At 58.9% G+C, this 23,774-nt stretch carries 25 protein-coding genes and 1 tRNA gene; 14 read left to right on the top strand and 12 right to left on the bottom strand.

Going from position 1 to position 23,774, the window contains the following annotated elements; genetic code table 11:
• Positions 1-3: 3 nt before the first annotated feature.
• From DX908_RS00225 to DX908_RS00205, 5 genes are all read left to right on the top strand, one after another.
• Positions 4-414, top strand: a complete 411-nt coding sequence (locus DX908_RS00225; RefSeq protein WP_116390472.1) for a cupin domain-containing protein — start codon at positions 4-6, stop codon at positions 412-414.
• 257 nt (positions 415-671) lie between these two features.
• Complete coding sequence (locus DX908_RS00220; protein ID WP_199564532.1) at positions 672-1,676, top strand: TRAP transporter substrate-binding protein; 1,005 nt, start codon at positions 672-674, stop codon at positions 1,674-1,676.
• Positions 1,673-2,152 (top strand): TRAP transporter small permease, encoded by a 480-nt coding sequence (locus tag DX908_RS00215; RefSeq protein ID WP_116390470.1) that lies wholly within the window; start codon positions 1,673-1,675, stop codon positions 2,150-2,152. Before DX908_RS00220 ends, DX908_RS00215 begins: the two co-directional genes overlap by 4 nt.
• A 1-nt stretch (position 2,153) precedes the next feature.
• Positions 2,154-3,428: a TRAP transporter large permease gene (locus DX908_RS00210; protein ID WP_116390469.1), complete on the top strand. Its 1,275-nt coding sequence runs from the start codon at positions 2,154-2,156 to the stop codon at positions 3,426-3,428.
• Positions 3,429-3,482: 54 nt separating this feature from the next.
• On the top strand, positions 3,483-4,565 hold the full coding sequence (locus DX908_RS00205; protein ID WP_116390468.1) for a polysaccharide lyase family 7 protein: 1,083 nt from the start codon (positions 3,483-3,485) through the stop codon (positions 4,563-4,565).
• A gap of 1,095 nt (positions 4,566-5,660) precedes the next feature.
• Here DX908_RS00205 and DX908_RS00195 read toward each other — a convergent pair.
• The 4 genes from DX908_RS00195 to tpiA form a co-directional block, all read right to left on the bottom strand.
• Positions 5,661-5,736 (bottom strand) — tRNA-Val (locus DX908_RS00195).
• Between the two features lie 35 nt (positions 5,737-5,771).
• Positions 5,772-6,230, bottom strand: a complete 459-nt coding sequence (secG, locus tag DX908_RS00190) for a preprotein translocase subunit SecG (protein ID WP_116390466.1) — start codon at positions 6,228-6,230, stop codon at positions 5,772-5,774.
• Between the two features lie 24 nt (positions 6,231-6,254).
• The gene (locus DX908_RS00185) at positions 6,255-7,268 is read right to left on the bottom strand and encodes an alpha/beta fold hydrolase (protein WP_116390465.1); all 1,014 of its coding nucleotides are present in this window, start codon (positions 7,266-7,268) and stop codon (positions 6,255-6,257) included.
• A complete protein-coding gene (gene tpiA / locus DX908_RS00180) occupies positions 7,268-7,978 on the bottom strand; it encodes a triose-phosphate isomerase (protein WP_116390464.1) in 711 nt (236 codons plus the stop codon). Before tpiA ends, DX908_RS00185 begins: the two co-directional genes overlap by 1 nt.
• Positions 7,979-8,113: 135 nt before the next feature.
• Between tpiA and DX908_RS00175 the strand changes: the two genes are divergently transcribed.
• The 3 genes from DX908_RS00175 (at position 8,114) to DX908_RS00165 (ending at position 12,064) form a co-directional block, all read left to right on the top strand.
• Complete coding sequence (locus tag DX908_RS00175) at positions 8,114-9,976, top strand: peptidylprolyl isomerase (protein WP_116390463.1); 1,863 nt, start codon at positions 8,114-8,116, stop codon at positions 9,974-9,976.
• Positions 9,973-11,496 carry an anthranilate synthase component I gene (gene trpE / locus DX908_RS00170; RefSeq protein WP_116390462.1) on the top strand — a complete coding sequence of 508 codons (1,524 nt, stop codon included), beginning with the start codon at positions 9,973-9,975 and terminating at the stop codon, positions 11,494-11,496. Before DX908_RS00175 ends, trpE begins: the two co-directional genes overlap by 4 nt.
• A gap of 73 nt (positions 11,497-11,569) precedes the next feature.
• On the top strand, positions 11,570-12,064 hold the full coding sequence (locus tag DX908_RS00165) for a TerB family tellurite resistance protein (protein ID WP_116390461.1): 495 nt from the start codon (positions 11,570-11,572) through the stop codon (positions 12,062-12,064).
• 22 nt (positions 12,065-12,086) lie between these two features.
• Here the strand turns inward: DX908_RS00165 and DX908_RS00160 are convergent, their stop codons facing one another.
• On the bottom strand, positions 12,087-12,689 hold the full coding sequence (locus tag DX908_RS00160; RefSeq protein WP_147303680.1) for a hypothetical protein: 603 nt from the start codon (positions 12,687-12,689) through the stop codon (positions 12,087-12,089).
• A gap of 10 nt (positions 12,690-12,699) precedes the next feature.
• On the bottom strand, positions 12,700-13,665 hold the full coding sequence (locus DX908_RS00155; RefSeq protein WP_158548382.1) for a divergent polysaccharide deacetylase family protein: 966 nt from the start codon (positions 13,663-13,665) through the stop codon (positions 12,700-12,702).
• Between DX908_RS00155 and DX908_RS00150 the strand changes: the two genes are divergently transcribed.
• The 4 genes from DX908_RS00150 (at position 13,664) to DX908_RS00135 (ending at position 16,765) form a co-directional block, all read left to right on the top strand.
• Positions 13,664-14,260, top strand: coding sequence for an anthranilate synthase component II (locus DX908_RS00150; protein WP_116390458.1), 597 nt, complete (start codon positions 13,664-13,666; stop codon positions 14,258-14,260). The genes DX908_RS00155 and DX908_RS00150 overlap by 2 nt on opposite strands.
• A complete protein-coding gene (gene trpD, locus DX908_RS00145; RefSeq protein WP_116390457.1) occupies positions 14,257-15,279 on the top strand; it encodes an anthranilate phosphoribosyltransferase in 1,023 nt (340 codons plus the stop codon). Before DX908_RS00150 ends, trpD begins: the two co-directional genes overlap by 4 nt.
• A complete protein-coding gene (gene trpC, locus DX908_RS00140) occupies positions 15,276-16,058 on the top strand; it encodes an indole-3-glycerol phosphate synthase TrpC (protein WP_116390456.1) in 783 nt (260 codons plus the stop codon). The genes trpD and trpC overlap by 4 nt, the downstream gene beginning before the upstream one ends.
• Positions 16,059-16,255: 197 nt before the next feature.
• Positions 16,256-16,765 carry a SixA phosphatase family protein gene (locus DX908_RS00135; RefSeq protein ID WP_116390455.1) on the top strand — a complete coding sequence of 170 codons (510 nt, stop codon included), beginning with the start codon at positions 16,256-16,258 and terminating at the stop codon, positions 16,763-16,765.
• A gap of 1 nt (position 16,766) precedes the next feature.
• On the opposite strand, the gene DX908_RS00130 is transcribed toward DX908_RS00135, so the two are convergent.
• From DX908_RS00130 to DX908_RS00120, 3 genes are all read right to left on the bottom strand, one after another.
• Positions 16,767-17,237, bottom strand: coding sequence for a GyrI-like domain-containing protein (locus DX908_RS00130; RefSeq protein ID WP_116390454.1), 471 nt, complete (start codon positions 17,235-17,237; stop codon positions 16,767-16,769).
• A 78-nt stretch (positions 17,238-17,315) separates the two neighbouring features.
• Positions 17,316-18,146 (bottom strand): hypothetical protein, encoded by an 831-nt coding sequence (locus tag DX908_RS00125; protein WP_147303679.1) that lies wholly within the window; start codon positions 18,144-18,146, stop codon positions 17,316-17,318.
• The gene (locus DX908_RS00120) at positions 18,143-18,676 is read right to left on the bottom strand and encodes a PadR family transcriptional regulator (RefSeq protein ID WP_158548381.1); all 534 of its coding nucleotides are present in this window, start codon (positions 18,674-18,676) and stop codon (positions 18,143-18,145) included. Before DX908_RS00120 ends, DX908_RS00125 begins: the two co-directional genes overlap by 4 nt.
• Positions 18,677-18,785: 109 nt before the next feature.
• Between DX908_RS00120 and DX908_RS00115 the strand changes: the two genes are divergently transcribed.
• Complete coding sequence (locus tag DX908_RS00115) at positions 18,786-19,484, top strand: hypothetical protein (RefSeq protein ID WP_116390451.1); 699 nt, start codon at positions 18,786-18,788, stop codon at positions 19,482-19,484.
• Here the strand turns inward: DX908_RS00115 and DX908_RS00110 are convergent.
• A complete protein-coding gene (locus tag DX908_RS00110) occupies positions 19,481-20,026 on the bottom strand; it encodes an rRNA large subunit pseudouridine synthase E (RefSeq protein WP_116390450.1) in 546 nt (181 codons plus the stop codon). The two genes, DX908_RS00115 and DX908_RS00110, sit on opposite strands and share 4 nt — an antisense overlap.
• Positions 20,027-20,202: 176 nt before the next feature.
• Here DX908_RS00110 and lexA point away from each other — a divergent pair, with 176 nt between their 5' ends.
• Positions 20,203-20,898: a transcriptional repressor LexA gene (gene lexA, locus DX908_RS00105; RefSeq protein WP_116390449.1), complete on the top strand. Its 696-nt coding sequence runs from the start codon at positions 20,203-20,205 to the stop codon at positions 20,896-20,898.
• 71 nt (positions 20,899-20,969) lie between these two features.
• Here lexA and DX908_RS00100 read toward each other — a convergent pair whose 3' ends face one another.
• Both DX908_RS00100 and DX908_RS00095 read right to left on the bottom strand, forming a co-directional pair.
• Positions 20,970-22,163: a BaiN/RdsA family NAD(P)/FAD-dependent oxidoreductase gene (locus DX908_RS00100; RefSeq protein WP_116390448.1), complete on the bottom strand. Its 1,194-nt coding sequence runs from the start codon at positions 22,161-22,163 to the stop codon at positions 20,970-20,972.
• Between the two features lie 44 nt (positions 22,164-22,207).
• Positions 22,208-23,755, bottom strand: coding sequence for a cryptochrome/photolyase family protein (locus DX908_RS00095; protein WP_116390447.1), 1,548 nt, complete (start codon positions 23,753-23,755; stop codon positions 22,208-22,210).
• Positions 23,756-23,774 lie beyond the last annotated feature (19 nt).

Below are 23,774 nucleotides of genomic sequence, written 5' to 3'. Positions count from 1 at the left end.
AAAATGTCCTCAACCGTTCAGGAGAGCGTTGCCCCCAATCCGGGCGATGAATTGCGGCCCTTCTTTGTAAAGACCAATCCCGCCGGCGCGGAGGATGTAGCCCCGGGCATCAAACGCCAGATCCTCGGCTATGGTGATACGATCATGGGGGTGCGCGTCTGGTTCTCTAAAGGCGCGGTTGGCGAAACCCATGCGCATCTCCACGCCCAGATGGCTTACGTTGAGTCCGGACAGTTCCGGGTCACCGTCGGGGACAGGGAGATGGTGCTCTCCGCTGGGGACAGTTTTTATGCGCCGCCGAACACAATGCATGGCGCAGTTTGCCTTGAGGATGGTGTCCTGATCGATGTCTTCTCGCCTGCCCGCCAGGACTTCCTTGAACCGCAAGACGCAACCAGTTCGTATGGCAAGTAACCCAGTTCGCAGTGCCGCTTACCCGCCGCTGTCGTCTGCCGCTAAAGGCGGCACACCGGGAAAATAAGCAGCATCTGGCGAATAAATTGACCAGACATGCTATGACGAGAACCCGACCATAAAAAGATAAATTGAGGGAGCGCGGAGAATAACCAACAACAATGGCCCCATGACTCAACAACATTCATTGGGCCTGAGTATTCTCCCCAACGACGTATGAAGAAAATGACCTTCCAGACCGACCAATGGAGGCTGGCTTGAACATCAGGCGCCGAGACCTTGGCACATTACTGGCCGGCGGATCGCTTGCTCTTGCCGGCTGTTCAGATGCTGGCGGGTCATCCGATCGCGTCCTTTTCTCTGCCGATGCGCTGCCGGACGGCTATCCAACCGTCGAAGCGGTCAAATTCATGGGCAAATACCTCGCTGAGAAAACCGATGGGCGCCTGACCGTCCGAACCTATCCTGGCGGGCAACTCGGTTCAGAAGGCAGCACAATCGAGATCGCCATGTTCGGCGGCCTCGACATGACCCGCACATTCAGCGCTGCGCTCAATAATATCGCTCCACTGACAAAACTCTTCAGCCTGCCTTTCCTTTTCCGCTCGACCGCTCACCAACGCGAGGTGGTGGATGGCGAAGTCGGTGAAGCAATCCTTGAATCGCTTACGGACTATCGGCTGCGTGGCCTTGCGATTTATGACACAGGCGGTCGCGGTTTTTATACGACCGAACGCCCGATCCCCCACCCATCGGCCCTGCAAGGGCTCAAGATCAGGGTGCCGAACTCCGACATCTACCTTGCGACGATCCGGGCGCTGGGGGCGAACCCGACCCCGATGAATTTCAGCGAAGTCTATCAGGGCCTCGTCCAGAAAGTCATCGACGGCGCGGAGAATAACTGGCCCAGCTATATCAGTACTCGCCATTATGAGGTTGCGCCCTATTTTTCCGAGACGGGCCATTTCATGACGCCTGACATGCTGATCATGAGCCTGAGAACATGGGAGAATTTCTCGCCCGAGGATCAAGCATTGGTCAAAGAAGCCGCACGCGCATCCGTCACTGTCATGCGAAATCTGTGGGACCAGCGGGTGGCCGATTCCAAAGCCGCGCTTCTGGCCAGTGGCGGCGAGATGCTTTCCGACATCAACACCGAACCCTTCCGTGAGCTGATGGGTCCTGTTTATGAGCAATTCGTGACGCCTGAACTCAAACCCTATCTTGAGGAAATCGAGCGTATTGCGGAGGCCTCAGCATGAAATTCCTGATTGATAGCCTCAGCCGGCTGGCCCTCTTTATCAGCTCGCTCTGCATCGTCGCCATGACCGGCATCATCACCTATCAGGTGGTCGCCCGTTACGTTTATAATGCGAGCCCGGCCTGGTCAGAACGCCTGTCACTGGTGCTCCTCACTTATCTCGTCTTTTTCGGCACCGCCGTTGGGGTGCGCGAGAAATTCCATATACGTATCGATGCACTGCGGAATGCTGTGCCTGCGCCCTTGGGAAAATTATTCGAGATCATCGCTCATATGGCTGTAGCGATTGCGGGGCTGGTCCTGCTGGTCGCCGGAGTCCAGCTCACCACCGCCCTCTGGGCCTTTGCTGTGCCGGCGCTTGGCATCCCGAGGGGGCTCGCCCTCCTGCCGATCCCCATCGCCGGGGCCATGATCACCCTCTTTTCTGTCGCGCATCTCTTCGGCGTGACGGATCGTACAGAACAAAAGGCGGGCTGACATGGAACTTGTTGTCCTTTTGCTGAGCCTTCTCGGCCTGCTGGCGATCGGCGTCCCCGTCGCCTTCGCCCTCCTTATCGCCTCCATGGTGGTCTTCGCCCTGCTCGGTCTTAACCCGCTCGTCGCGGTACAGAGATTATCTGCGGGCATCGATGTCTTCACCCTGATGGCCGTCCCGTTCTTTGTTTTTGCTGGCGATCTGATGACCCAGACGGGCATTGCCACCCGGCTCATCCGTGTTGCCGAAGGGCTCTTCGGACGCGTCCGCGGCGGGCTCGGTCATGTAAATGTCGGCGCTTCCATGATGTTCGGCGCCGTTTCAGGCTCCGCCATCGCCAGTGTCTCGGCCATCGGCTCGACCATGATCCCGATCATGGAAGAAAAGGGCTATGACAGGTCATTCTCTGTCAATGTCACTTCCGCGGCGGCGATCCTTGGCCTGATCATTCCGCCCAGCCACAATATGATCATTTACGCCGCCGCCTCTGGCATCTCGATTTCGATCGGCGATCTCTTTGTGGCTGGCATCTTGCCTGGGCTTCTCTGCGGCCTTGCGCTGATGATCACCGTGTCGATCATCGCCGCCAAAAAGGGCTATCCCAAGGGCGTTTTCCCGGGATTCCGCGCACTTCTCTATTCAGCGATTGCTGCCCTGCCCGGCCTGATGACAGCCGTCATCATCGTCGTCGGCATTCTGGGCGGGGTCTTCACCCCGACCGAAAGCTCAGCCATCGCGATCATCTATACGCTGATCATCGGGCTATTGGTCTATCGGACCCTCGGGATCCGGCAATTCCGCGCCGCAGTCGTCAGCTCGGCCAAGACCACTTCCATGATCATGCTGATCATCGGTGCAGCGGCGGCGTTCGGCTGGCTTCTCGCCCTTCTCGAAGCGCCGCGCATGATGTCCGATTTCATTTTGGGCCTGACGGATTCACCTTTCATGATCCTGGCGCTTATCCTTCTTTGCCTGCTCCTGCTCGGCACCTTCATGGATATGGCGCCGCTGATCATCATTGTGACGCCCATATTCCTGCCGGTCGTGCAGTCAATCGGCGTTGATCCCGTGCATTTCGGCATCATCATGATGCTGGCGCTGGGGATCGGCACCATCACCCCACCGGTCGGCACGGTTCTCTTTGTTGCCTCGGCTGTCGGGAAGATGCGGGTCGAAGATACGGTGAAGACCATGTGGCCGTTCTATCTTGCCCTGCTCATCTGTCTCCTGATCGTCACTTACGTCCCGCAGATATCGCTTCTGCTGGTCGGATCCTGAGGGGCGGCCACCATTTCGTACGCTCCTGTCAAAAACTAAAAATGGGAGGTGAAGATGCCTCAGATCCTAACATCACACATCACGGGTCTCGCTTTATTCGGGCTCACCAGCATCGCAGCAGTGTCGACCGCTAATGCCGAGACAAAAGTGCCTGCGGCCCATTTTGATCTCAGCCAGTGGAACCTGACCCTGCCGCAGGATGATAACCGCGACAACAAGCCCGACACGATCACTGTCAAAGAGCTTCAGGACTATTCGCACCCGGATTTCTTCTATCTCAACGAGGAGGACCACCTCGTCTTTGCCTCGCCCAACAAGGCGATCACGACGAAAAACTCGACCAACACCAGAAGCGAGCTGCGCGAGATGCTCCGCGGCACGAATACGCGCTATAAAACGGCCGGTTATGAGAACAATTGGGCGGTCGAGGCGCGCAAGAGATCAGAGAAATACGGGCGTATCGGCGGCAAGCTCGAGGCGACCCTCAAGGTTGATCATGTTTCGCGCAACGCCGGGCGGCCGGAGAAAGCCGCCGCCTATTCTGCCGTTGTCGGACAGATCCACGCCATCAAATATGATGATACATCCAGCGGCTTCGGCTATGGCAATGAGCCGATCAAGGTCTATTACAAGAAATGGCCCGATCATGAGACAGGGTCAGTCTTCTGGACCTATGAGCGCAATCTCGCAAAAGACAATCCGGTGCGAAAAGACATTGCTTATCCCGTTTTCGGCTTCACCTGGGAGAACCCTAATGATCCGAGAGCGGACGGCATCGCGCTCGGTGAAGAGTTCAGCTACACGATCAATGTTCACCGCAACACGATGTATCTGACATTTGAGAATGAGCGCTTAGGCACCGTCACCTACACCAAAAGCCTGATCAGCAATGTCGATCCTTACGGCCATGTCGATGAGGACGATAATCCGTACAGCTATGGCGGAGATTCCCTCTATTTCAAGGCGGGGATCTATAATCAGTGCAGCGCCTCAACGGCGGAAGGCTTCTGGTATGCCGCCTGCCCCGGTACCGGTGACTGGGCAACCGACAAGGCCGACGGCAATTATGCCCAGGCGACCTTCTCCCGCATCATTCAGGGGCCGTCAGAGGCGCCTGTGGAGATGGTGCAGGAGTGATGGTCAGTTTAATGATCTTCCGTTCTGCGAATGGAAGATCATCTTTAAATCGATGACCACGAAGGTCACCAAAGACGTGCATTTCGCTCACACTCAATGCACTCTACTTGCTGATTCATCCCTTGCGGCACGAACAAGCTCAGTGACCAGCGCCAACGGGGTGTGATCTGGCTGGGAGGCAGGGATCAGATTCGCGAACAGGAAGGGACCCGGAAACTAGAGAGTTGTGATCCGAGGCTGATACACGGGACCAGTATGGAAGCCAATGTGTAGATCACAATCGGCATCAGACAACACTTGAATCTCGTGATTTTTTACTATCTTTTTTTTGATAATTTGAAAATCTCAGATAATATAATTCGTGTACTCAATATAAAATGCACGAATAATGATATAAATGACATGAATAAAAACGCCCGAAAATATCCACTCCAGTTCCATCCATATATATACTTTACAATAATACAAGCAATCGCTATGAAGAATACATATCGAATTGTGGAAAAGAGTAATACCTCTGCAAGTATGCTTTTTCTATTTTTACTATTCTTAACGACCGTCAAGTTGTTTCTCTTTAATCTCTTGCCGAATTTGATTTCCAACTTCGCCAGCTACTTGAGACGCAGCGCCTGATTGAAAAATGAATAGCGACCTAGCCTGAGGATCTCCATAAGCAGATTTAGCTATTTGACCTGTTTGTGCTGCCCGCCGCATCTCCGAAGACCGCGCGAGCTGCAGCGTCCTTTAAAACTTGTCCGCCATCTATTGAACCCGTTTCGACTCGCTGAGTCATAGCGCTTTATGTCGCCCCAGCAAGTAGGGTGCATTGAGCATGAGCAAAATGCACGTATCAATCTCTGATCATGAGTGACTATGATCCGCAACGTGGCAGCCTTCGCCCGCGGCTATTGGCATGTTCATTTCTGAAAATAACGTCCAGCTCAGGCTGGCTTGCCAAGCCGTAGCCCGTCAGGGCGAAGGCTGGTGGGCGATGAGAGACTCGAACTGTCGCGCCAGAGGCGCGCATCCTTAAACAAGGGAGTTCGGCTTCACCCCCCGCCGCTGAGCGGCAATATCGGCTGTTCCGTGGGGATATGGTGGGCGATGAGAGACTCGAACTCCCGACATCTTCGGTGTAAACGAAGCGCTCTACCAACTGAGCTAATCGCCCTTCACGTGCTCCGTTAGCGGAACACGGAATGTTTGTCAGCCGCGTTGCGGCTCTTCTTCACCGGCAGGTTCTTCACCGCCGGTCGTCGTTGCCGGGACATCATCACCCGGAATGCTGTCTGTCGGATCCGGCAGGACCACTTCGGGATCTGTCGCAGCTGCTGCATCCTCATCGCCGAAATCGAAAATGTCATCCGCGTCGATGTCGCCGATATCACCTTCCTGCCCGCTTTCCTCACCGGTCAGCTGGTCGAGGATATCCTGTTCGGTGACCCCACGATCAGAGGTGATCGCCAAGAGGACCGAGGTCGTAAAAAACGCGGCTGCCAGCAGCGTCGTTGAACGGGTCAGCGCATTCGCGGCGCCGCGGCCAGACATCATGCCGCCGCCTCCACCGCCCATGCCCAGCGCGCCGCCTTCGGAGCGCTGCAGGAGGACGACGCCAACAAGGGCGATCACAAGAAGAGTATGAATGGTCAGCAGTACGGCAGTCATGAATGGGGTCCTGGATCCAGCGCGTCACGCGCCCGGGAAAACAGAGGTAAGTCGTCGAAGCGCGCCTTGTAAGGGCGAACGTCCCTGATTTGCAAGCCGCGTATCGAGGCGATGTATCGCCTCCATCACTTCGTCGGGATGGGTATGGTGCAGGGCATGCCCGCCGCCATCGATGACCTCGAGATTGAGGCCCCCGATCTGGCTGTCGAGCGAGCGCGCATGGATCGAGGTCATCACCGTCATATCATGGGTGCCAGCTACCGCTTCGATCGGCAGATCAAGCTCGTCATAACGATCTGCCATCGCGAACAACTGCTCATAAAGCCGGACGATGTCCTCATTATTGTAGAGGAAATGGCGCGGCCGAAAGGTCAGCGGCACGCGCGTGCGGGTGAAATAGCGATTGGCATTCTTGCTGCCGCGCAAGGCCCGCGCAACGCCGCGCGGCGAGCCGTAACGGCCGTAAATTGCAATGAAGGTCCGCCGGAAGAGCCAGCCATAAAGCGGATTGATGCCGACCCTGTTGTACCAGCTGACCCCGCCCGGCCAGGGATGAGTAACGGCGGCGACAAGAACCAGCCCGGAAATATCCTGAGGGTAATCGAGCGCATAACGGAGCGCGACGGCCCCGCCATAGCTCTGGCCGAGGACAATTGGCTTTTCGATGCCAGCTTCCCTCAGCGCCTCGTGGATCTGGGCAGCCTGAACATCTAGACGCCAGCCATCTTCCGAGCGGTCAGAAAATCCATGCCCGGGCCGGTCGGGGATGAAGACGTCCCGCTCAGCCTCCAGCCTTGAGGCCATATCCATTTCCATATCGAGCGCATTGGTCGTCGAACCATGGATCAGGACGATGGGCGTTTTAGCGGCCTCTCCACTGCCCCCGCGGCGGATGACATGCATCATGCCGCGGGAAGTCTTGATCATCTCGCCCGCCGGCGGCTTGGCCCGCGTCACCCGCCGCTCCATCCAGTAGGACCAGAGGATCACGAACAGGGTCAGGGCCAGACCGATATTAAAGACGAGCGAATGAGGCATCAGGCAGAGATGATTCCGTAAAACTCCTCGGCCTTCAGGCTGGCTCCACCCACAAGGACGCCGTGAACATTAGGAACAGACAGGATCTGGGCCGCGTTGGACGGCTTTACAGACCCCCCATAAAGAATCCGTGCATTTTGCCCGGCAACCTCACGCAACGCCGCGTGAACCTCGCCTATATCGTCGAGAGTTGGGATCGCGCCGCTGCCGACCGCCCAGACAGGCTCATAAGCGACGACGACCTGGCTGTGATCTTCAGGCAGAGATGCCCAGAGCTGGGAGGTCACGACCTTAACGGCCTTGCCCTGCGCCCGGTCAGTGAAGGATTCACCGACACAGATGATGGGCGTGATCCCTGCACGGTGGCAGGCATCGGCCTTCTGGCGGACCAGCGCGTCATGCTCGCCATGTTTTGCACGGCGCTCTGAATGCCCGACGATGCAATAGCTTGCGCCCGCCTCGGCCAGCATCTCGGCGGAGATATCGCCGGTATAGGCGCCCATTTCCTCCTGATGGCAATTCTGCCCGCCAAGCGCGACACCGTTATGCGCCTGCTCACCCAGCCCCATCAGAAGCGTCGCAGGTGGGCAGATCAGCACGTCACTTTTCTCGAGATCAGCAGGCGTCAGCTTGCCGGACAGGGCTTCGATTTCTGCCATGGCCGCCTTCAAGCCATGCATTTTCCAGTTCCCCGCGATCAGTCTTTTCATGTTTGCGGTCCTTTCTTCCGGATGACCGATGTTTGGCTGGTCTATGGCCCGCGCCCCGGCCCTTGCCAAGTTTGACAAGGCTCGCCAAACCACGCGCTCGAATGCGCACGCACGCTCAGAAGAGAGATCGCACACATGCTCACGATGTTCCGAAAGCTCATGAATGGCCCGGGCAAGTATGTCTTTATGGCCCTCATCATTGCGGCATTTGGGGTGGTCGGCGTGCCGGCCCTGTCGAATTTTGGCCGCGGTAAAGCGGTCGAGGTCGGCAATCAGGGATTCACGGCCCAACAGGTCGAGCAGGAATTTGCTCGCCGTTACCAGCTTTTGCAGGACCAGAGCGACGTCGGGGTGACGCGGGAAGAAGCCATTGAGCAGGGCCTGCTCAGTGAATCGATCGGTAGCCTCGTACGGAATGCGCTTGTGCGTGAAGAAGCGGACCGGCTCGGCATGGCGGTCACGACCTCGATGATTCAGGATTACATTCGTAATGACGAGATTTTCCAGAACGAGGATGGCGAGTTTGACTCAAGCCGGGTCAATCGCTTCATCGCGATCAACGGCCTGTCGGTGGAAGAATTCCGCGATATCGTCCGTGTCGATCTGCTCCGTGACCAGCTTAATGACGGACTGCTGCTCGGCCAGCCGGCGCCAGAGACCCTGACCAGCAAGCTGGTCCTGCGCCAGACCGAAGAGCGCGACACCGCGATCGCTGTTTTGACCGCCGCCAATCTGCCTGAGCCTGACGAGGCGGCCCTTCGTGCTTATTACGAAGCGAACCCGACGAAATATCAGTCTCCGGAATACAGGACCTACACCCTCCTTCGCCTCAATGAGGACGACGTTCGCGCGCGCGTGACGGTCGATGAAGAACAGGTCCGCCAGCTTTACGATGCCCGAGCTACGCAGCTTGGCTCGCCGGAAACTCGTTCCTTCACCCAAGGCCAGTTCGGCACGATCGACGCGGCCCATGAAGCGCTCGGCGCAATCGAAGCCGGCACGCCGTTCCGTGAAGCTGTGACTGCCAATGGCGGCACGCTGGCCAGCTTCACCGATGAGACTCAAAGGGCGCTTGCGGATGATACTGTCGCCGAGGCTGTCTTTGGGTCCGAAGAAGCTGGCGTCGTTGGCCCTGTTGATGGGGTTTTCGGCGTCGTTATCGCGGATATCACCTCGATCACCCCGGAAGTCGTCGTGACATTCGAAGAGGCTCGTCCGGACCTTGAGACAGAGCTTGCCGAAGAAGTCTTCAACTCCGAGATAGACGCCGTTTACGACGAAATCCAGGAAGCAGGCGACACAGGCGCATCGCTAGCCGCTGCGGCACTGGATCTCGATTTGAACGCCGAAACCATTGGTCCGATCACGTCCAATGGCATGACCCCTTCAGGGCAAACGGTTGAGATCGAATCCGCTGTTCAGCGTACCGCCTTTAACATGCAGCAGGACGGCTTTTTCGAAGATATCCAGCTCGGCGATGGCGGCTACGCCTTCATCCAGATCGACGACATCACCGAAGCCAAGCTGAAGCCTTTTGAAGAAGTAGCTGCGCAGGTCGCCCTCGACGCGGCGGCTGCCAATCGGACCAAAGCGCTGAACGAGCTGGTCGACGATGTCCGGCAGGCTGTGGCTGGTGGCAAGTCGTTCGAAGAAGCCGTCACGGAAGTTGGCGGCGTCGCGGCCACACGGACGATCAGCATCGCCGCTCCCCCACCTGATCTGCCGAGCGCGTTGGTTGAAGATATCTTCTTCCGTGCCAGCGGCGACGTTCTTTCCTCGCTAGGTGGCGGGAACTCCAGCGTCACCATCGCGCAGGTTCAGGCCGTCCGCTATGGGCCGAATGTTCAGGCGGCGAACATGATCGCCCGTTACGAGGTCCAGTTCGGACAGGAACTGAGCCGCGACCTCTACGACGCCTATATGAGAACGCTTGAGGCCGATGCTGGGGTCAAGACCAATCAGGCGCTTCTTGATCAGCGTTTCGGCGCCACGCAGTGACCCTGGACGGCTATTCTTCAGCCGCCCCGGACTTCGCCCAGTTCGAAGAGGCGTATAAGGAAGGTCGGCCCCAGCTCGTCTGGCGCCGCTTTGCTGGCGATCTCGATACGCCCGTTTCGGCCTATCTGAAACTTGCAGGCAACCGGAAGGACACCTTCCTTCTTGAATCCGTCGAGGGTGGAAACACGCTCGGGCGCTATTCCTTTATTGGCCTTAAACCTGACCTGATCTGGCGCGCGCATGGCCAGAAGGCTGAGATCAACCGCCACCCGGCAACGAACCCGGATCAGTTCGAGACCGATGATCTTGAGACGATCCCCTCACTGCATCGGGTGCTTGAGCAATCGGCGATTACACTCGATGCCGAAACCCAGCGCCAGCTGCCGCCCATGGCCGCCGGCATGTTCGGCTATTTCGGCTATGATTTTGTTCGGCTGACGGAGCATCTGCCGAACGGCAAGCCCGCCCCCTATGACGTGCCAGACGGTTATTTCGTCCGCCCGACCCTGATTGCGATCTTCGACAATGTGAAGCGCGAGGTCGTGGTCGTCAGCCCCGTACGCCCCGACAGAGGCGTCTCTGCCCGCGCCGCCTATGGACGGGCCGCCGAGCGCCTTGCCGATGCGATTGATGATCTCAATCGCCCGGTTGCCCAGCCGCCGCAGCCGGATCAACCCGAACCCGTCTTTACATCGCATACGCCCAAAGGTGTCTATGCCGAGATGGTGGCCAAGGCGAAGGAATATATCGCGGCCGGTGACATCTTTCAGGTCGTCCTCTCCCAGCGCTTCTCCGCGCCCTATCAGGGGGATCCCTTCACGATTTATCGCGCGGTGCGCCGGGTGAACCCCTCGCCTTTCCTCTTTTATCTCAATTTCCGGCCTGTCAGCCTGATGGGCGCAAGTCCCGAAATTCTCGTCCGTATACGCGACGGCAAGGTCACGATCCGCCCCATCGCCGGGACCCGCCCGCGCGGGAGCACGCATGAGGAGGATCTGGCGCTGGAGCAGGAGCTTCTCGCAGATCCCAAGGAACGCGCCGAGCACCTGATGCTGCTCGATCTAGGGCGTAATGATGTCGGCCGCGCCTCCGATATGGGCACGGTCGTCCCTACAGAGACCTTCACTATCGAACGCTACAGCCACGTCATGCACATCGTCTCCAATGTCGAAGGCCGCCTTCGTGAAGGCATGCGGCCTGTCGATGCGCTGGCCGCAGGCTTCCCTGCGGGCACGCTGACCGGCGCGCCGAAAGTCCGGGCCATGGAGATCATCGACGAGCTGGAGCAGGAAGGCCGCGGCCCCTATGGCGGCTGCATCGGCTATTTCGGCGCAGATGGCGGCATCGACACTTGTATCGGCCTGCGCATGGCGGTTCTTAAGGACGGTCATGTCCATGTGAATGCTGGCGCCGGAATCGTCGCTGACTCCGACCCCAAATCCGAACAGCGCGAATGCGAGATCAAGGCCCGTGCCATGATGGAAGCGGTGAAGATTGCCGCGCGGACGTCCGGGCAGTAGCCAACCCGCTCAACTTGCGCGTGAGCGCTCAAACTGGCACCCTCTCCGGGGAAACGATCTGGGGAACAGGGGCATGCATCTCATCATCGCCGCCATCATGGCGCTCGGCGGGCTCGCCTGGGCCATCAACCAGCTCCTGAATGGCGCGGCGGATGCCAAGGGTGCTGTCCGCCGTATCAAATGGCAGCATCGTCACGGTAAGGATCTTGTGGCCGCCATCGATGACCCGCGGATCGCGGCGGTCATCCTGCTCGGCCAGCTGATGCGCTATGAGGGCGAGATCAGCCCCTCCGACCGCGACCGCCTCGCAGAAATCGTCGAGAAGGATCTGCGTACCCCCGCTCATGAGGCACAGGAGATCGTCGCGCAGGCACTCTATATCCTCGGTCAGCGGAATGATGCGGCCAATGAGCTCTCAAAGCTCCTCTTGCCGATCCGAGATGCCTGCACACCTGAGGAACGCGCTGACCTCCTCCGCCTGATGAACGAAGTTGCTGCCCGGAATGGTGAGATCAGCCCGATGCAGCAGATCCTCCTCGACCGGACACGTCAGCGGATGATGGATTGAACTGTAAGGCCGATATCTGCCCTCACTGCCCGCTAAGGACCGCTTCTTCAAGCTTATGCTTCATCGAAGCTGTGTGAAATTGGTCATCCGTGAAACGCTGATCAACGATCGAGATAATATCCGCGGTCATCTCCACTAATGCCTCAAAGCCATCATCATCTTCAGTAACTATCGTCACTTTATCACTATCTTCCGTATAAATTTGAAATACTGCGCAGTGATGACACACTCTTTTATCAGTGGCCCCTTGCAAACCAAGATCCAGATATGAGGAATAAAGACTACCGAACTTTTCTCGAGGCAAGCGCATGGAAGAGAACCGGGTCGTGTCATCAAACAGTATGCTGAATTCACCTCCCTCAACATTTAGTGTCTGAACATCCGACCGGAAAGTCGTTTCAACGAAAATATGACTTCGTTCGTCACAGTTAAAATCCTCCAACCGTAAGGATAAGTTCTGGCTTCCCACGAAAGAAGTGACTTCAATAGAAATATCCAGAATGGCCGATGGTTCTGTCTGGAAACCAAACAATTCGTCCGAGTTCGTTGGGATGCAAACGCTATCCGGTTCTGTCTGACCATTCGCGGAAGCCATTAAAGCCAACAGTACCAGAACGAAATTCACTGCTTTTACCTCACCGCGACGCCAGTGTCTGCGGCGGCTCTGGCGGCAAAAGGTCTCTCACCACCACGACTTCGAAGCCGCGCACATCGGCGGTGCCCATCCATTCACTGAGTGCCTCAGCGGTCGCTTTATAGGGATGCCCGATCCCGATCGCATATCCGTCAGCCCGCGCAATCGCCTCCAGCTCGGCGAGCTGCATCTTCACCGTCTCAGCACTGACATGTTCATAGTCATGATCGAGGAAAACATTCCGCTCAAGGACATCATAGCCCCGGACCTGCCCGATCCGCGCGGCAACCGGCTGGCTGGTCGTGATCGAGTCCAGAAAGAACAGCCCGCGCTGATCAAGCTCCGAGAGGACGACTTCCATCGCGCTCGGATCGGCGGTGAATTTGCTGCCCGTGTGGTTATTGACGCCCGAATAGCCCGACAGGCTCGTCAGGTTTTCAAGAAGCTGCGCGCGCAGCGCCTTCTCGCTCAGACTGGCTTTGAGCATCCCCGGCCCGGCATCTTCGGTTTTCTCGAGCGGCTCCATCGGCAGATGCAGCATCACCTCATGGCCGGGCGCGACCTGATCGATCATGCCTTGCGCCTCACCCGCATAGGGAAGGAAGGACAGGGTCACGGGCGACGGCAGCTCATTGACCGCGCGGAAGGCTTCCCAGCTTAGCCCCAGATCATCGATGACGATGGCGATTTTCGGCTGCACCGGCATCAACCCGTCGGGCACCGCCGGGATCACGGCATCCGGCGTCCGCAGCGCCATGATCGTGCGCGCCGAGCCCCGCAGGCGCACATCGTCCGCTGCCGGCGCGGCAAAGCCATTGCTCACCGGCATACCGGTCGAGATGCCGAATATCACCCCGCTGAGCACGCCGATCAGGAAAATTGCCGCCCAGCCAAGTTTACGCCGATCTTTCAATCCGCTTGTCACCGCCCGAACCCATGATAGGGAACGGAGGAGAAGGAATGTCATGATCCTGGTCATTGATAATTACGACAGCTTTACCTGGAACCTTGTTCATCTGATCGGGGCAACCGGTGCGCCCGTGGAAGTCGAACGCAATGATGCGCTTAGCATAAGCGACGCGATTGCGCGTAGGCCTGCGGGCATTGTTCTTTCCCCCGGTCCCTGTTCGCCCGATGAAGCGGGGATCTGCCTTGGGCTCGTGCCAGCTGCGATCGAGGCGGGCATCCCCCTCCTCGGCGTCTGCCTTGGCCATCAGTCAATCGTGCAGGCCGCAGGCGGGCGAATCATTCGCGCCGGGCGGCTGATGCATGGCCGGACGAGCCAGATCCGCGTGACCAAGCACGACCCGCTTTTCGCCGGCCTGCCCGATCACTTCACCGCGACCCGCTATCACTCCCTTGTCGCGGAGGCCTCTAGCCTGCCCGACCAGATCGAGGTCTTTGCCGAGGCCGAGGATGACGGGGAGATCATGGCCGCCCGCTGGAAAGACCAGCCGGTCTGGGGCGTCCAGTTCCACCCCGAAAGCATCGCGTCGGAATTCGGCGCGCAGCTGATCGGCAATTTCCTCGCCCAGCTCCCGCAAGCAAAGTCCGCCGCATGAAGACAGATTTTCGTCCATTCCTCGCCCGCGCGGCCGAAGGCATCCCGCTGACCTCAGAGGAGATGACAGCGGCGATGGGCCTCTTGCTCGATGGCAAGGTCGACCCCATCGCTGCGGGTGCCTTCCTCATGGCGCTGAAGGTCCGAGGCGAGACGCCCGAAGAGATTGCAGGCGCCGCGCTCGCCATGCGGGCCGCCGCCATCGGTTTTGAAGGGCCCGAAGACGCGGTCGACACCTGCGGCACGGGCGGTGACGGCGCAGAGACCTATAATATCTCAACCGCCACCGCGCTGGTGCTCGCCGCCTGCGGTGTACCGGTCGCCAAGCATGGCAATCGCAGCGTCTCCTCCGCCAGCGGATCATCGGATGTTCTCACCTCCCTGGGCGTTGCCATCGATGGCGGCGCGGAGGTGGCTAAATCCTGCCTCGAAGAGACCGGCATCGCATTCCTCTTTGCGCCGAACCATCACCCGGCGATGAAGCATATGGCGCCGGTGCGGCAGGCGCTCGGCGTGCGCACGCTGTTCAACCTGCTCGGGCCGCTGACCAATCCCGCGGGCGCAAAACGCCAGCTTCTGGGCGTTTACGACCAGTCGCTCCTTTTGCCGATTGCCGAAACCCTGCGCGATCTGGGTTCCGTCTCTGCATGGGTCGTTCATGGTACGGACGGTCTTGATGAATTGACCGTGACCGGGGACAGCCATGTCGCCATTGTCCGGGACTCCATGATCATCGAGAAAATGGTGAGCCCCGAGGAAGCCAAGCTCGAACGCCACCCCCCTGAAGCCCTCAAGGGCGGCAGCCCGTCCGAGAACGCCCTCGCCCTCCACAAGCTGCTCGATGGCGAGCCCGGCGCCTATCGTGACGCCGTGGTCCTCAACACCGCCGCAGGGCTGATCGTTGCGGGCCGCACCGATGATCTCGCCGCCGGCGCGCGCATAGCGGAGACGGTGATTGATTCAGGCGGCGCCAAACAGCTCCTCGTCAATTTCATTGCGTATACGAACGGCAAGTCATGACCATTCTCGACGACATCATCGAGTATAAAAAAGGCGAGGTCCGCAAGGCCAAGACCGAGCGCAGCCCCGCTTCGATTGACCGCGACGCACGCGATGCAGATCCCGTCCGGGGGTTCGAAGCCGCGCTTGATAAAGCCGCCAAAGACGGCTTCGGCCTGATCGCTGAGATCAAGAAGGCAAGCCCATCAAAGGGCCTGATCCGTCCTGATTTTGATCCGCCTCGTCTTGCTGAGGCCTATGCGGAGGGCGGCGCGGCCTGCCTCTCCGTCCTTACCGACACACCCGCCTTTCAGGGGAAGCCTGAATATCTGACCGCCGCGCGGGCCGCTTGCGACTTGCCCGCCTTACGCAAGGATTTCATGATCGACCCCTATCAGGTGGGCGAAGCCCGCCTCTGGGGCGCGGATGCGATCCTCCTCATCATGGCGGTCCTGTCAGATGATCAGGCAGCGGAGCTTTTTGCCGCCGCGCGCGAATATCAGATGGATGTCCTTGTCGAGGTTCACGATGCGGATGAACTCATCCGCGCCTTGCGCCTCCCCGGCGGCATTCTGGGCGTGAATAACCGAAACCTGCACACATTCGAGACAGATTTGGCCGTCTCAGAACGCCTCTCTGAATTGGCCGAGGGCCGCGCCATTGTCGGCGAAAGTGGTATCGCCAGTCATGACGACCTCAAACGCCTTGAGCAGTCCGGCATCCGCCGTTTTCTTGTCGGCGAGCACCTCATGCGCCATGATGACGTGACCGAAGCCACGAAACGGTTGCTGGGGGTCTAAGACCCCTCACCCGAAGCCTGCTTCGCAGGCTCCAACCTCTCCCAAGGGAGAGTTGGAGCACACCAATATCTGTCCCTACCCAGAACATCCTCTCACTTTGGGAGAGGTTGGCATTGCGGACGCAATGCCGGGTGAGGGCCTTGGCATCTTGCTGTCTTACCACCGATCGGGCATTGTAGCCTAAAAAAGGACTGCACATGATCCGCTCTTTCCTCAGCGCCGCGCTTGTTTTCACCGCGATGACCGCCAACATGCTGGCCATGGCCGGAGACACTGACCCCGCAATCTTCCTTGTGCGTCATGCCGAGAAACAGGCTGGACCTAACCCCTCCCTCACCGATGAAGGCACTGCCCGCGCCGAGCGCTTGGCCGGCCAGCTTGAGAACGCCGGCATCGAGGTCATCTACTCAACGAATTATCACCGGACGCAAGAGACCGCCGCCCCGCTCGCAGAAGCGCTCGATCTTGAGATTACAAGCTATGATCCCTCCGACCTGCCGGGCTTTGCCGATCATCTGAAGAAGGATGGCCGCACAGCCCTCGTCGTCGGGCATTCGAACACGACCCCGGCGCTGGTCATCCTGCTCGGCGGTGAGGCCGAGCCAATGCCTGAGACGGATTATGACCGGCTCTATTGCGTATCAGGCGAAGATACGGTCCTGCTGGTCGCGGGCGGTGACGCGCTTTCCGGGCCGGGCTGCCCGTAAGTCACCCGATCGCGCGGTAGATCTCCGTCCGGCACTCCGCCTCATCCACCGTGGTCGGATCATCGACATAGATCTCCCAGACCGGCATCGCGGTTTGTAGGCCTTGCGTCTCGATATGATCCCACAGCGCCTTGTGCGAAACATTGAGCGAGGCATAGGGGCCTTTATGCGTCGTCATCATCGCCGCGCCCGCGCGCAGCTGATCGGCCTTCACATTGCCTGATGCCTTTGCGGCATCAGCTTCGGAGACCATGACGCCACCGCGGAATTTCATTTTCCCGTCCGTCGGCATCTCCATATAGACCGACATCGGCATCGATTGCGGCGTGATCCCGGCCTGCCCCACAAAGCCGAAAACCTCGCCAAAGGCCGAGCCCATCGCCTCACCAATCGCCGCGCCATCCAGCATGGAGACCTCGCGGTCCACATAGATATAATGCTGGGCGGGCAGGTCTTTTTTCTCAAATGTCATATCAGGTCTCCCTCTTGCCGGAGCTTCCCTAACCCGAAAAGGCCCGATCCAGAACCCTTGGCCCTACCAAAACCGGCCCTAAACCGCCCGCCGCCGCACCCCGGCAAAGAGGAGCAGCGTAGCCAGTAATCCGTAGACGAAGTTCGACGTGCCGACCTCGACCAGATGGATCTGGCGCACCTCCCACGGCATGAAGCTGCTGGGATAGATGAGTTGCGCTGCGGCCAGCACCGCAAATACCACGCCCGTGATGACCCCGCGTGTCCAGGCCGGTCCAGTCATCATCCGGCCTAGCATCACGACGATCGCCGCCCACAGGCTGCCGCGCAGAACCTGGAAGAGGAGAAGCGGCCCGGTCTCAATCTCGTCGCCGAAATCGTAATAGGCCTGCACATCCGTGCTCGCCCAGGCGATATACATGCCCGCCAGCCCATAGCAGAGAATATAAAGAATGACCGATCCACCAAACCGGGACGGCCCCACAGGCGTCTTGCCTTCTTCCTTATACGATCTGTTCGGCCACATCAGGGCCGCCACCGCGCCCGCAATCAGCGCCTGCACCAGCACCATGAGCGAACTGCGGATCAGGAATTCCTGCGACAGTTCAAGGAAATCGATGAACCAGAACGCCTCCATATGCTGAAGAACCGAATGGACGACATAGAAAACCGTGAAGATCCCGAGGAAGAGCTTCACCCGGCTGACCCGCGCGGCGGTGGCAACAAGGGTCAGCACAAAGGCATGAAGCCCGTTGACGATTAGGAACGCCGCTTCGGAGGAGAACGGCCCGTCCGTGCCCACCCCTTCGCTGCCAATTCCGGCAATCGCTACGCCCGCCATCGATCCTGCGAGCAAGGCCGCCCACAGCGCGGCCCATCTTAGCCCATTGACCACAAAACCCTTCATCATTTCCCCTCCTCGGGAAAGGCCCTGAGTGCCTTTTCCGCCCAGGCCAGATTGCAACGGTAAGACATGATCCCGTTTTCCATAGCGAGCCTGCCGTGCACGGACATATGGATCACGTCATCACTCTCCATGTAGGCCTCTAAGCCTGCGATATGCGCCGTGACCGCCTCTTGGAAACTCAAGAGAAAGGCGCGCGTTCCGGCCGCATCATCGAGCATTTCCTGAAAAGCAAAGCGCAGGAGTGCGATATCTGCCTCCCGCGAAATTTCATGCAGCGTCACCGGCGCCAGCGCCCAGTCGCGCAACGCCCGCCGCCCCTTCGCCGTCACATGATAGATCGCGCTGTTGCCGTCCGTGCGCGCGTCGAGATGCCTGCTCGCCGTCAGCTTACGCAGTGCGGGATAGATGCTGCCGGGGCTGGAGGAGAAGACGCCAAGCGGCGTGTCCGCGAACACCTTTCGCAAGGCATAGCCCGTCCGCGGTGCGGCAAGCGCAAGGCCGATCAGCGCATATGAAAGCGAGGTGAGCGTCACGCGCCCTCCCATCATTAAAACCCGGATTAGTACGTTTCGTACTACTGCGGGTCGACTTTGTAAACGCCCCGCTTTTCGCTACGCTTCATCAAAGGTCGAGGAGGAAGAGATGTTCGATTCAGTCATGGCCATTCTGGGCGCCCCACTCATCACGAACGGGTCGGCAGGCATTCCGACCAAGGTGGATGTGACCTGCCCGGTCGGCGGCGAGAAATTTGTCATTACCGGGACGGCTTCCTGCTCCAGAATGGGCGACAGGACGCTTTCCCTCCGCCCGATCTCATCCTGTGATTTCATTACCCGATTGCCGCAATGCCCATCGAACGGGCTGCCCATGTATCGCGACTTTACCCCCGGCGAAGTCGCCCAGCTTGAGGCCTGGCTGAAGACCGATGAATTTGCCTCCATACGGAGCAAGTCGCGTTTCTATGTTGCTTACAGGACCGAGCGGTTACTTTCTCCAACATCAGACCCCTTCATCAGTTTCGAGCAACTCCTCATCGGGGTCTGGTATGATCCGTCAAATACGCTGAATGATGCGGAGTTCATGGACGCCTATTTCAAAGCGGGCACGGCATTTCTTGCCAAGCCCGGTGACATTGACGCGGCCTTTATCAAACTCATCATGGCCTATCCCGCAATGTACAGCGCCAAGAGCCAGCTTGCCGAAGACTACATCGCCGGAGCCGAAGCAGAAGGCTTCTGGGAAAATGAAGTTCTGGGCCAGTGGGCGTTGCTGATGCGGGAATGTCTCGCCGACTATGACGAAGACAAATGCGATCCCGAAACAAGGATCGACAGACCCTAAACCGCCCGCCACTCTCCCGGCGCCAGCCCATCAAGTGACCAGATACCGATCCGCACCCGGATGAGCCGCAAAGTGGGATACCCCACCGCCGCGGTCATGCGCCGCACCTGCCGGTTCTTCCCCTCACGGATCGTCAGCTCGATCCAGCTATCTGGCACGCTCTTTCGTACCCGGATCGGCGGATCGCGCTCCCATATGGCGGGCGGCTCGATCACACTGGCCTCGGCCGGTTTCGTCATGCCGTCTTTCAGCTCCACGCCTTTACGCAAGGCCGCGATCGCCGCCTCATCGGGCACGCCCTCGACCTGCGCCCAATAGGTTTTGGGCTGCTTGTATTTGGGATCCGCCACCTGCGCCTGCAATCGTCCGTCATCGGTCAGGACCATCAGCCCCTCTGAATCGCGGTCGAGCCGGCCTGCCGGATAGACGCCCGGTACATCGATAAAATCAGACAGTGTCGCGCGCGGACTGTCCGCATTCCCCCTGTCGGTGAATTGCGAAAGGACGCCAAACGGCTTGTTGAGAAGGATCACGCGGGCCATCCCCGCCCCCTAATCGGCCTCGCCCATGCACCGCAAGCGGAACACTCTTGCGAAGGCTGTTGACGGGGCATGAGAACAACCCTAGAACGATCATGCTTTGTTCCGGAGCCGAGATTGCCCCTGTTTTGGGTCCGGCCCCGAAACCACCGCCAGATGTGCGGGAAAGGATATGACATATGCTGACGCCGAAGCAGCACGCGCTTTTGATGTTCATTCATGAGCGGATTCTCGAAACCGGGGTCTCCCCCTCTTTTGAGGAAATGAAAGAAGCGCTGGATCTGAAATCAAAGTCGGGCATTCACCGGCTGATCACTGCGCTCGAAGAACGCGGATTTATCAAGCGCCTTGCGCATAAGGCCCGCGCGCTGGAAGTGACCCGCCTGCCCGAGGCCGCGACCATGGGCGCCGAGAAGAAACGCGCCGGGTTCATTCCGTCCGTGATCGAAAACCTCGATCCGCCGAAACGACGTGAGATCGAACCTGCCCCGCACATGACCGAACTCCCCGTCCTTGGCCGGATCGCTGCGGGCACGCCGATTGCCGCCATTCAGCATGAGCAGGCGCGCGTCTCCGTGCCGCCCTCCATGATGCGCGGCGGTGAGCATTTCGCGCTCGAGGTCCAGGGCGATTCCATGATCGAGGCCGGGATCTTTGACGGTGATACCGTGATCCTTCAGCGCTGTGATGATGCCGGCAATGGCGAGATCGTCGTGGCCCTCGTCGAGGATGAAGAAGCGACCCTCAAAACCCTCCGTAAGCGTGGCAATTCGATTGCACTTGAGGCGGCGAACCCTGCTTACGAAACTCGCATCTTCGGCGCCGATCAGGTCAAGGTACAGGGCCGCCTGACGGGATTGCTGCGGGAGTATTGATCCCCACCAGCCTCATCCTGAGGTGCTGACCGCAGGTCAGCCTCGAAAGACGAGGCACAAGGGCGAGCGCTCTACCCCACTACAGCCATCGCGGCGGCATGGGCACTGGCCCAGGCCCACTGGAAATTATAGCCGCCGAGCCAGCCCGTCACATCGACGCATTCGCCGATGAAATAGAGCCCGGACTGGTGCTTGCTCTCCATCGTTTTTGAGGAGAGCCCGTCCGTATCTACCCCACCTAACGTCACTTCCGCCGTGCGGTAGCCTTCGGTCCCGGATGGGGTGACCTCGAACGCCCCGAGCCCCGCCGCAACGGTGGAGATATCCCGGTCGGAGACTTCCGCTAGCGGGCCAGTCTGAGGAATATGCCCGGTCTCCGTCAGCAGCCGGAGGAGCCGTCCGGGTAGGAGCCCGTCCATCGCCCCACCAAGCGTCTTTTTCGGATGCGCGCGTTTGAGTGCCAGAAGAGCATCTTCACCCCCCGCGCCAGTCAGAAGATCAAGCGTGACAGGCGCGCCCTCCTCCCAATAGGACGAGACCTGAAGGATCGCCGGGCCCGAAAGCCCGCGATGGGTAAAGAGCATCGCCTCTTCGAAGGTCCTGCCGCCCGTCGCCGCCCGGACCGGCAGGGCAGTACCAGAAATCGAAGCGAACCTCTCCAGTGCCTCGCCCTCGAAAGTGAACGGCACGAGCCCCGCCCGACGCGGCACGACTTCATGGCCGAACTGCCGCGCGACATGATAGGCAAAGCCGGTAGCACCCATTTTCGGGATGGAGAGCCCGCCGGTCGCGATCACGACTTTGTTGACCTCAACCGTCCCCCGCGTGGTTTTGACGCTAAATCCGTCACCTGACGGATCGATGTTCTCGACCTTGGTCTCCAGCCACAGCTCGCCCTGCCCGGTCTCCAACTCATCGAGTAACAGCCGGATCACCGCGCCCGATTTCTGGTCACAGAAAAGCTGCCCCAGCGTCTTTTCATTCCAGGTCAGATGATGGCGGGCCATCAGCTCACAGAAATCGTTTGGCGTATATCGCGCCAGCGCGGATTTGGCGAAATGCGGATTGGCCGAGATGAACCGGTCCGGGGACGTATGGATATTGGTGAAATTGCACCGCCCGCCACCTGAAATGCGGACCTTCTCGGCGGGCTTTTTCGCATGATCGATGACAAGCACGCGCTGGCCCATTTGCCCGGCGAGCCCCGCACAGAACAGTCCCGCCGCGCCCGCGCCAATGACAACAATATCGAATTTCGAATTCATGTCGCCGCCCTAGGCGGCTCAGCCCTTCGGGAAAAGCCTTTATCTTAGTAAAGCCCCTTTGTCCCTGAAGGCAGGCCATCCAGAAACGCTTTTGCTTGCGACTTCAGCTCTTCACTCTCCTCCTCGCTCTTGCGATCAAGATTCTTGAACATCATCCCCATCCGGTGATTACCGCGTAAGGATTTTTCATTCCGCATCAGGAAATCCCAGTAGAGATAGTTGAAAGGACAAGCATCATCGCCTGTCTTCTTGGTGACCTTGAAGCGGCAGCTTGAGCAATAATCCGACATCCGATTGATATAGGCACCGGAGGCAGCATAGGGTTTTGAACCCACCACCCCGCCATCAGCGAAAATCGCCATGCCATGCGTATTGGGTAGCTGCACCCATTCATAGGCGTCCGCATAAACGATCAGATACCACTCATTGATCGCCTCCGGCGCAATCCCGGCGAGCAGCGCAAAATTCCCCGTCACCATCAGGCGCTGGATGTGATGCGCATAGGCATTGTCCCGCGTTGAGCGGACGACTTCCGCCACGCAATGCATGTCCGTCTCACCAGTCCAGTAGAAATCCGGCAACGGACGGTCTGCTTTCAGGGCATTCGTTTCCTTATAGGCCGGCATTTTCAGCCAGTAGACACCGCGGATAAATTCCCGCCAGCCGATGACCTGCCGGATGAACCCCTCCGCCGCGTTCAGCGGCACATGACCTTCCTTATACGCCTCTTCTGCTGCCTCGCAGATCTCCATCGGCAAGAGCAGCCCCGCATTCAGATAGGCCGAGAGAAGCGAGTGATTGAGGAAATCTTCCCTCGTTGCCATCGCGTCCTGATAGTCGCCGAATTTTGGGAGCGAGACCTCGATGAAATCATCCATCTGACGCAGGGCCTGATCTCGCGTGACTCCATAACTGAACCCATCGAGTGTGCCGAAATGATCCCCGAAGCGGTCCGCGACCAGATCCAGCACCTCCTTCGTCACATCGTCATGGCGGACGGCTTTGCGCGTCGGCGGCCTATAGCCTTTCGGGAGTTTCTTGCGGTTCTCGGTATCATAATTCCACTCGCCGCCTTCGGGGTCATCCCCATCCATCAGAAGGCCGGTTTTCTTTCGCATCTCGCGATAGAAATATTCCATACGGAGCGTCTTGCGGCCTGAGGCCCATTTCTCGAATTCCGTCAGAGAGCAGACAAACCGATCATCCTCCCGGATCTCGACCGGCCGTCCCAACCGATCCGCCCAGCCCGCCATTTCTTCTGCGAGACGATACTCCCCGCACTCGGTGACGATCAGCTCATCGAGCCCATCGCATTCCGCGAGTGCCCTCTCGACCTCGCCATAAAGCGACCCGCTATTTCCGCTGTCATCAAGCCGGACATAGCGAACCCTGATGCCCTCCTTTTCGAGATCAGCCGCGAAATGGCGCATGGCCGAGAACAAGAAAGCGATCTTTTGCTGGTGATGCCGGACGTAACTTGCCTCCGACATGACCTCCGCCATCAGGATAATATCTGCATCGCGGTCGAGCCCGGACAGGGCCGAGACCCCACGGCTGAGCTGATCTCCAAGGATAAGGCGCAATGCCGCCATGGCGGGCTCCACTTCGTAA

Source organism: Parvularcula marina (genome assembly GCF_003399445.1).
Classification (GTDB): domain Bacteria; phylum Pseudomonadota; class Alphaproteobacteria; order Caulobacterales; family Parvularculaceae; genus Parvularcula; species Parvularcula marina.
The sequence above is the reverse complement of the archived record's forward strand: the minus strand, read 5'-3'. Positions and strand labels throughout refer to the sequence as shown.

What these genes read in the sequence shown, in the direction of transcription:
- DX908_RS00225 (WP_116390472.1), top strand. Translation starts at nt 4, where the DNA reads ATGTCCTCAACCGTTCAGGAGAGCGTTGCCCCCAATCCGGGCGATGAA.
- DX908_RS00215 (WP_116390470.1), top strand. Translation starts at nt 1,673, where the DNA reads ATGAAATTCCTGATTGATAGCCTCAGCCGGCTGGCCCTCTTTATCAGC.
- DX908_RS00210 (WP_116390469.1), top strand. Translation starts at nt 2,154, where the DNA reads ATGGAACTTGTTGTCCTTTTGCTGAGCCTTCTCGGCCTGCTGGCGATC.
- DX908_RS00205 (WP_116390468.1), top strand. Translation starts at nt 3,483, where the DNA reads ATGCCTCAGATCCTAACATCACACATCACGGGTCTCGCTTTATTCGGG.
- secG (WP_116390466.1), bottom strand. Translation starts at nt 6,230, where the DNA reads ATGACTGCCGTACTGCTGACCATTCATACTCTTCTTGTGATCGCCCTT.
- DX908_RS00185 (WP_116390465.1), bottom strand. Translation starts at nt 7,268, where the DNA reads ATGCCTCATTCGCTCGTCTTTAATATCGGTCTGGCCCTGACCCTGTTC.
- tpiA (WP_116390464.1), bottom strand. Translation starts at nt 7,978, where the DNA reads ATGAAAAGACTGATCGCGGGGAACTGGAAAATGCATGGCTTGAAGGCG.
- DX908_RS00175 (WP_116390463.1), top strand. Translation starts at nt 8,114, where the DNA reads ATGCTCACGATGTTCCGAAAGCTCATGAATGGCCCGGGCAAGTATGTC.
- DX908_RS00165 (WP_116390461.1), top strand. Translation starts at nt 11,570, where the DNA reads ATGCATCTCATCATCGCCGCCATCATGGCGCTCGGCGGGCTCGCCTGG.
- DX908_RS00150 (WP_116390458.1), top strand. Translation starts at nt 13,664, where the DNA reads ATGATCCTGGTCATTGATAATTACGACAGCTTTACCTGGAACCTTGTT.
- DX908_RS00155 (WP_158548382.1), bottom strand. Translation starts at nt 13,665, where the DNA reads ATGACATTCCTTCTCCTCCGTTCCCTATCATGGGTTCGGGCGGTGACA.
- trpD (WP_116390457.1), top strand. Translation starts at nt 14,257, where the DNA reads ATGAAGACAGATTTTCGTCCATTCCTCGCCCGCGCGGCCGAAGGCATC.
- trpC (WP_116390456.1), top strand. Translation starts at nt 15,276, where the DNA reads ATGACCATTCTCGACGACATCATCGAGTATAAAAAAGGCGAGGTCCGC.
- DX908_RS00135 (WP_116390455.1), top strand. Translation starts at nt 16,256, where the DNA reads ATGATCCGCTCTTTCCTCAGCGCCGCGCTTGTTTTCACCGCGATGACC.
- DX908_RS00130 (WP_116390454.1), bottom strand. Translation starts at nt 17,237, where the DNA reads ATGACATTTGAGAAAAAAGACCTGCCCGCCCAGCATTATATCTATGTG.
- DX908_RS00125 (WP_147303679.1), bottom strand. Translation starts at nt 18,146, where the DNA reads ATGATGAAGGGTTTTGTGGTCAATGGGCTAAGATGGGCCGCGCTGTGG.
- DX908_RS00115 (WP_116390451.1), top strand. Translation starts at nt 18,786, where the DNA reads ATGTTCGATTCAGTCATGGCCATTCTGGGCGCCCCACTCATCACGAAC.
- DX908_RS00110 (WP_116390450.1), bottom strand. Translation starts at nt 20,026, where the DNA reads ATGGCCCGCGTGATCCTTCTCAACAAGCCGTTTGGCGTCCTTTCGCAA.
- lexA (WP_116390449.1), top strand. Translation starts at nt 20,203, where the DNA reads ATGCTGACGCCGAAGCAGCACGCGCTTTTGATGTTCATTCATGAGCGG.
- DX908_RS00100 (WP_116390448.1), bottom strand. Translation starts at nt 22,163, where the DNA reads ATGAATTCGAAATTCGATATTGTTGTCATTGGCGCGGGCGCGGCGGGA.
- DX908_RS00095 (WP_116390447.1), bottom strand. Translation starts at nt 23,755, where the DNA reads ATGGCGGCATTGCGCCTTATCCTTGGAGATCAGCTCAGCCGTGGGGTC.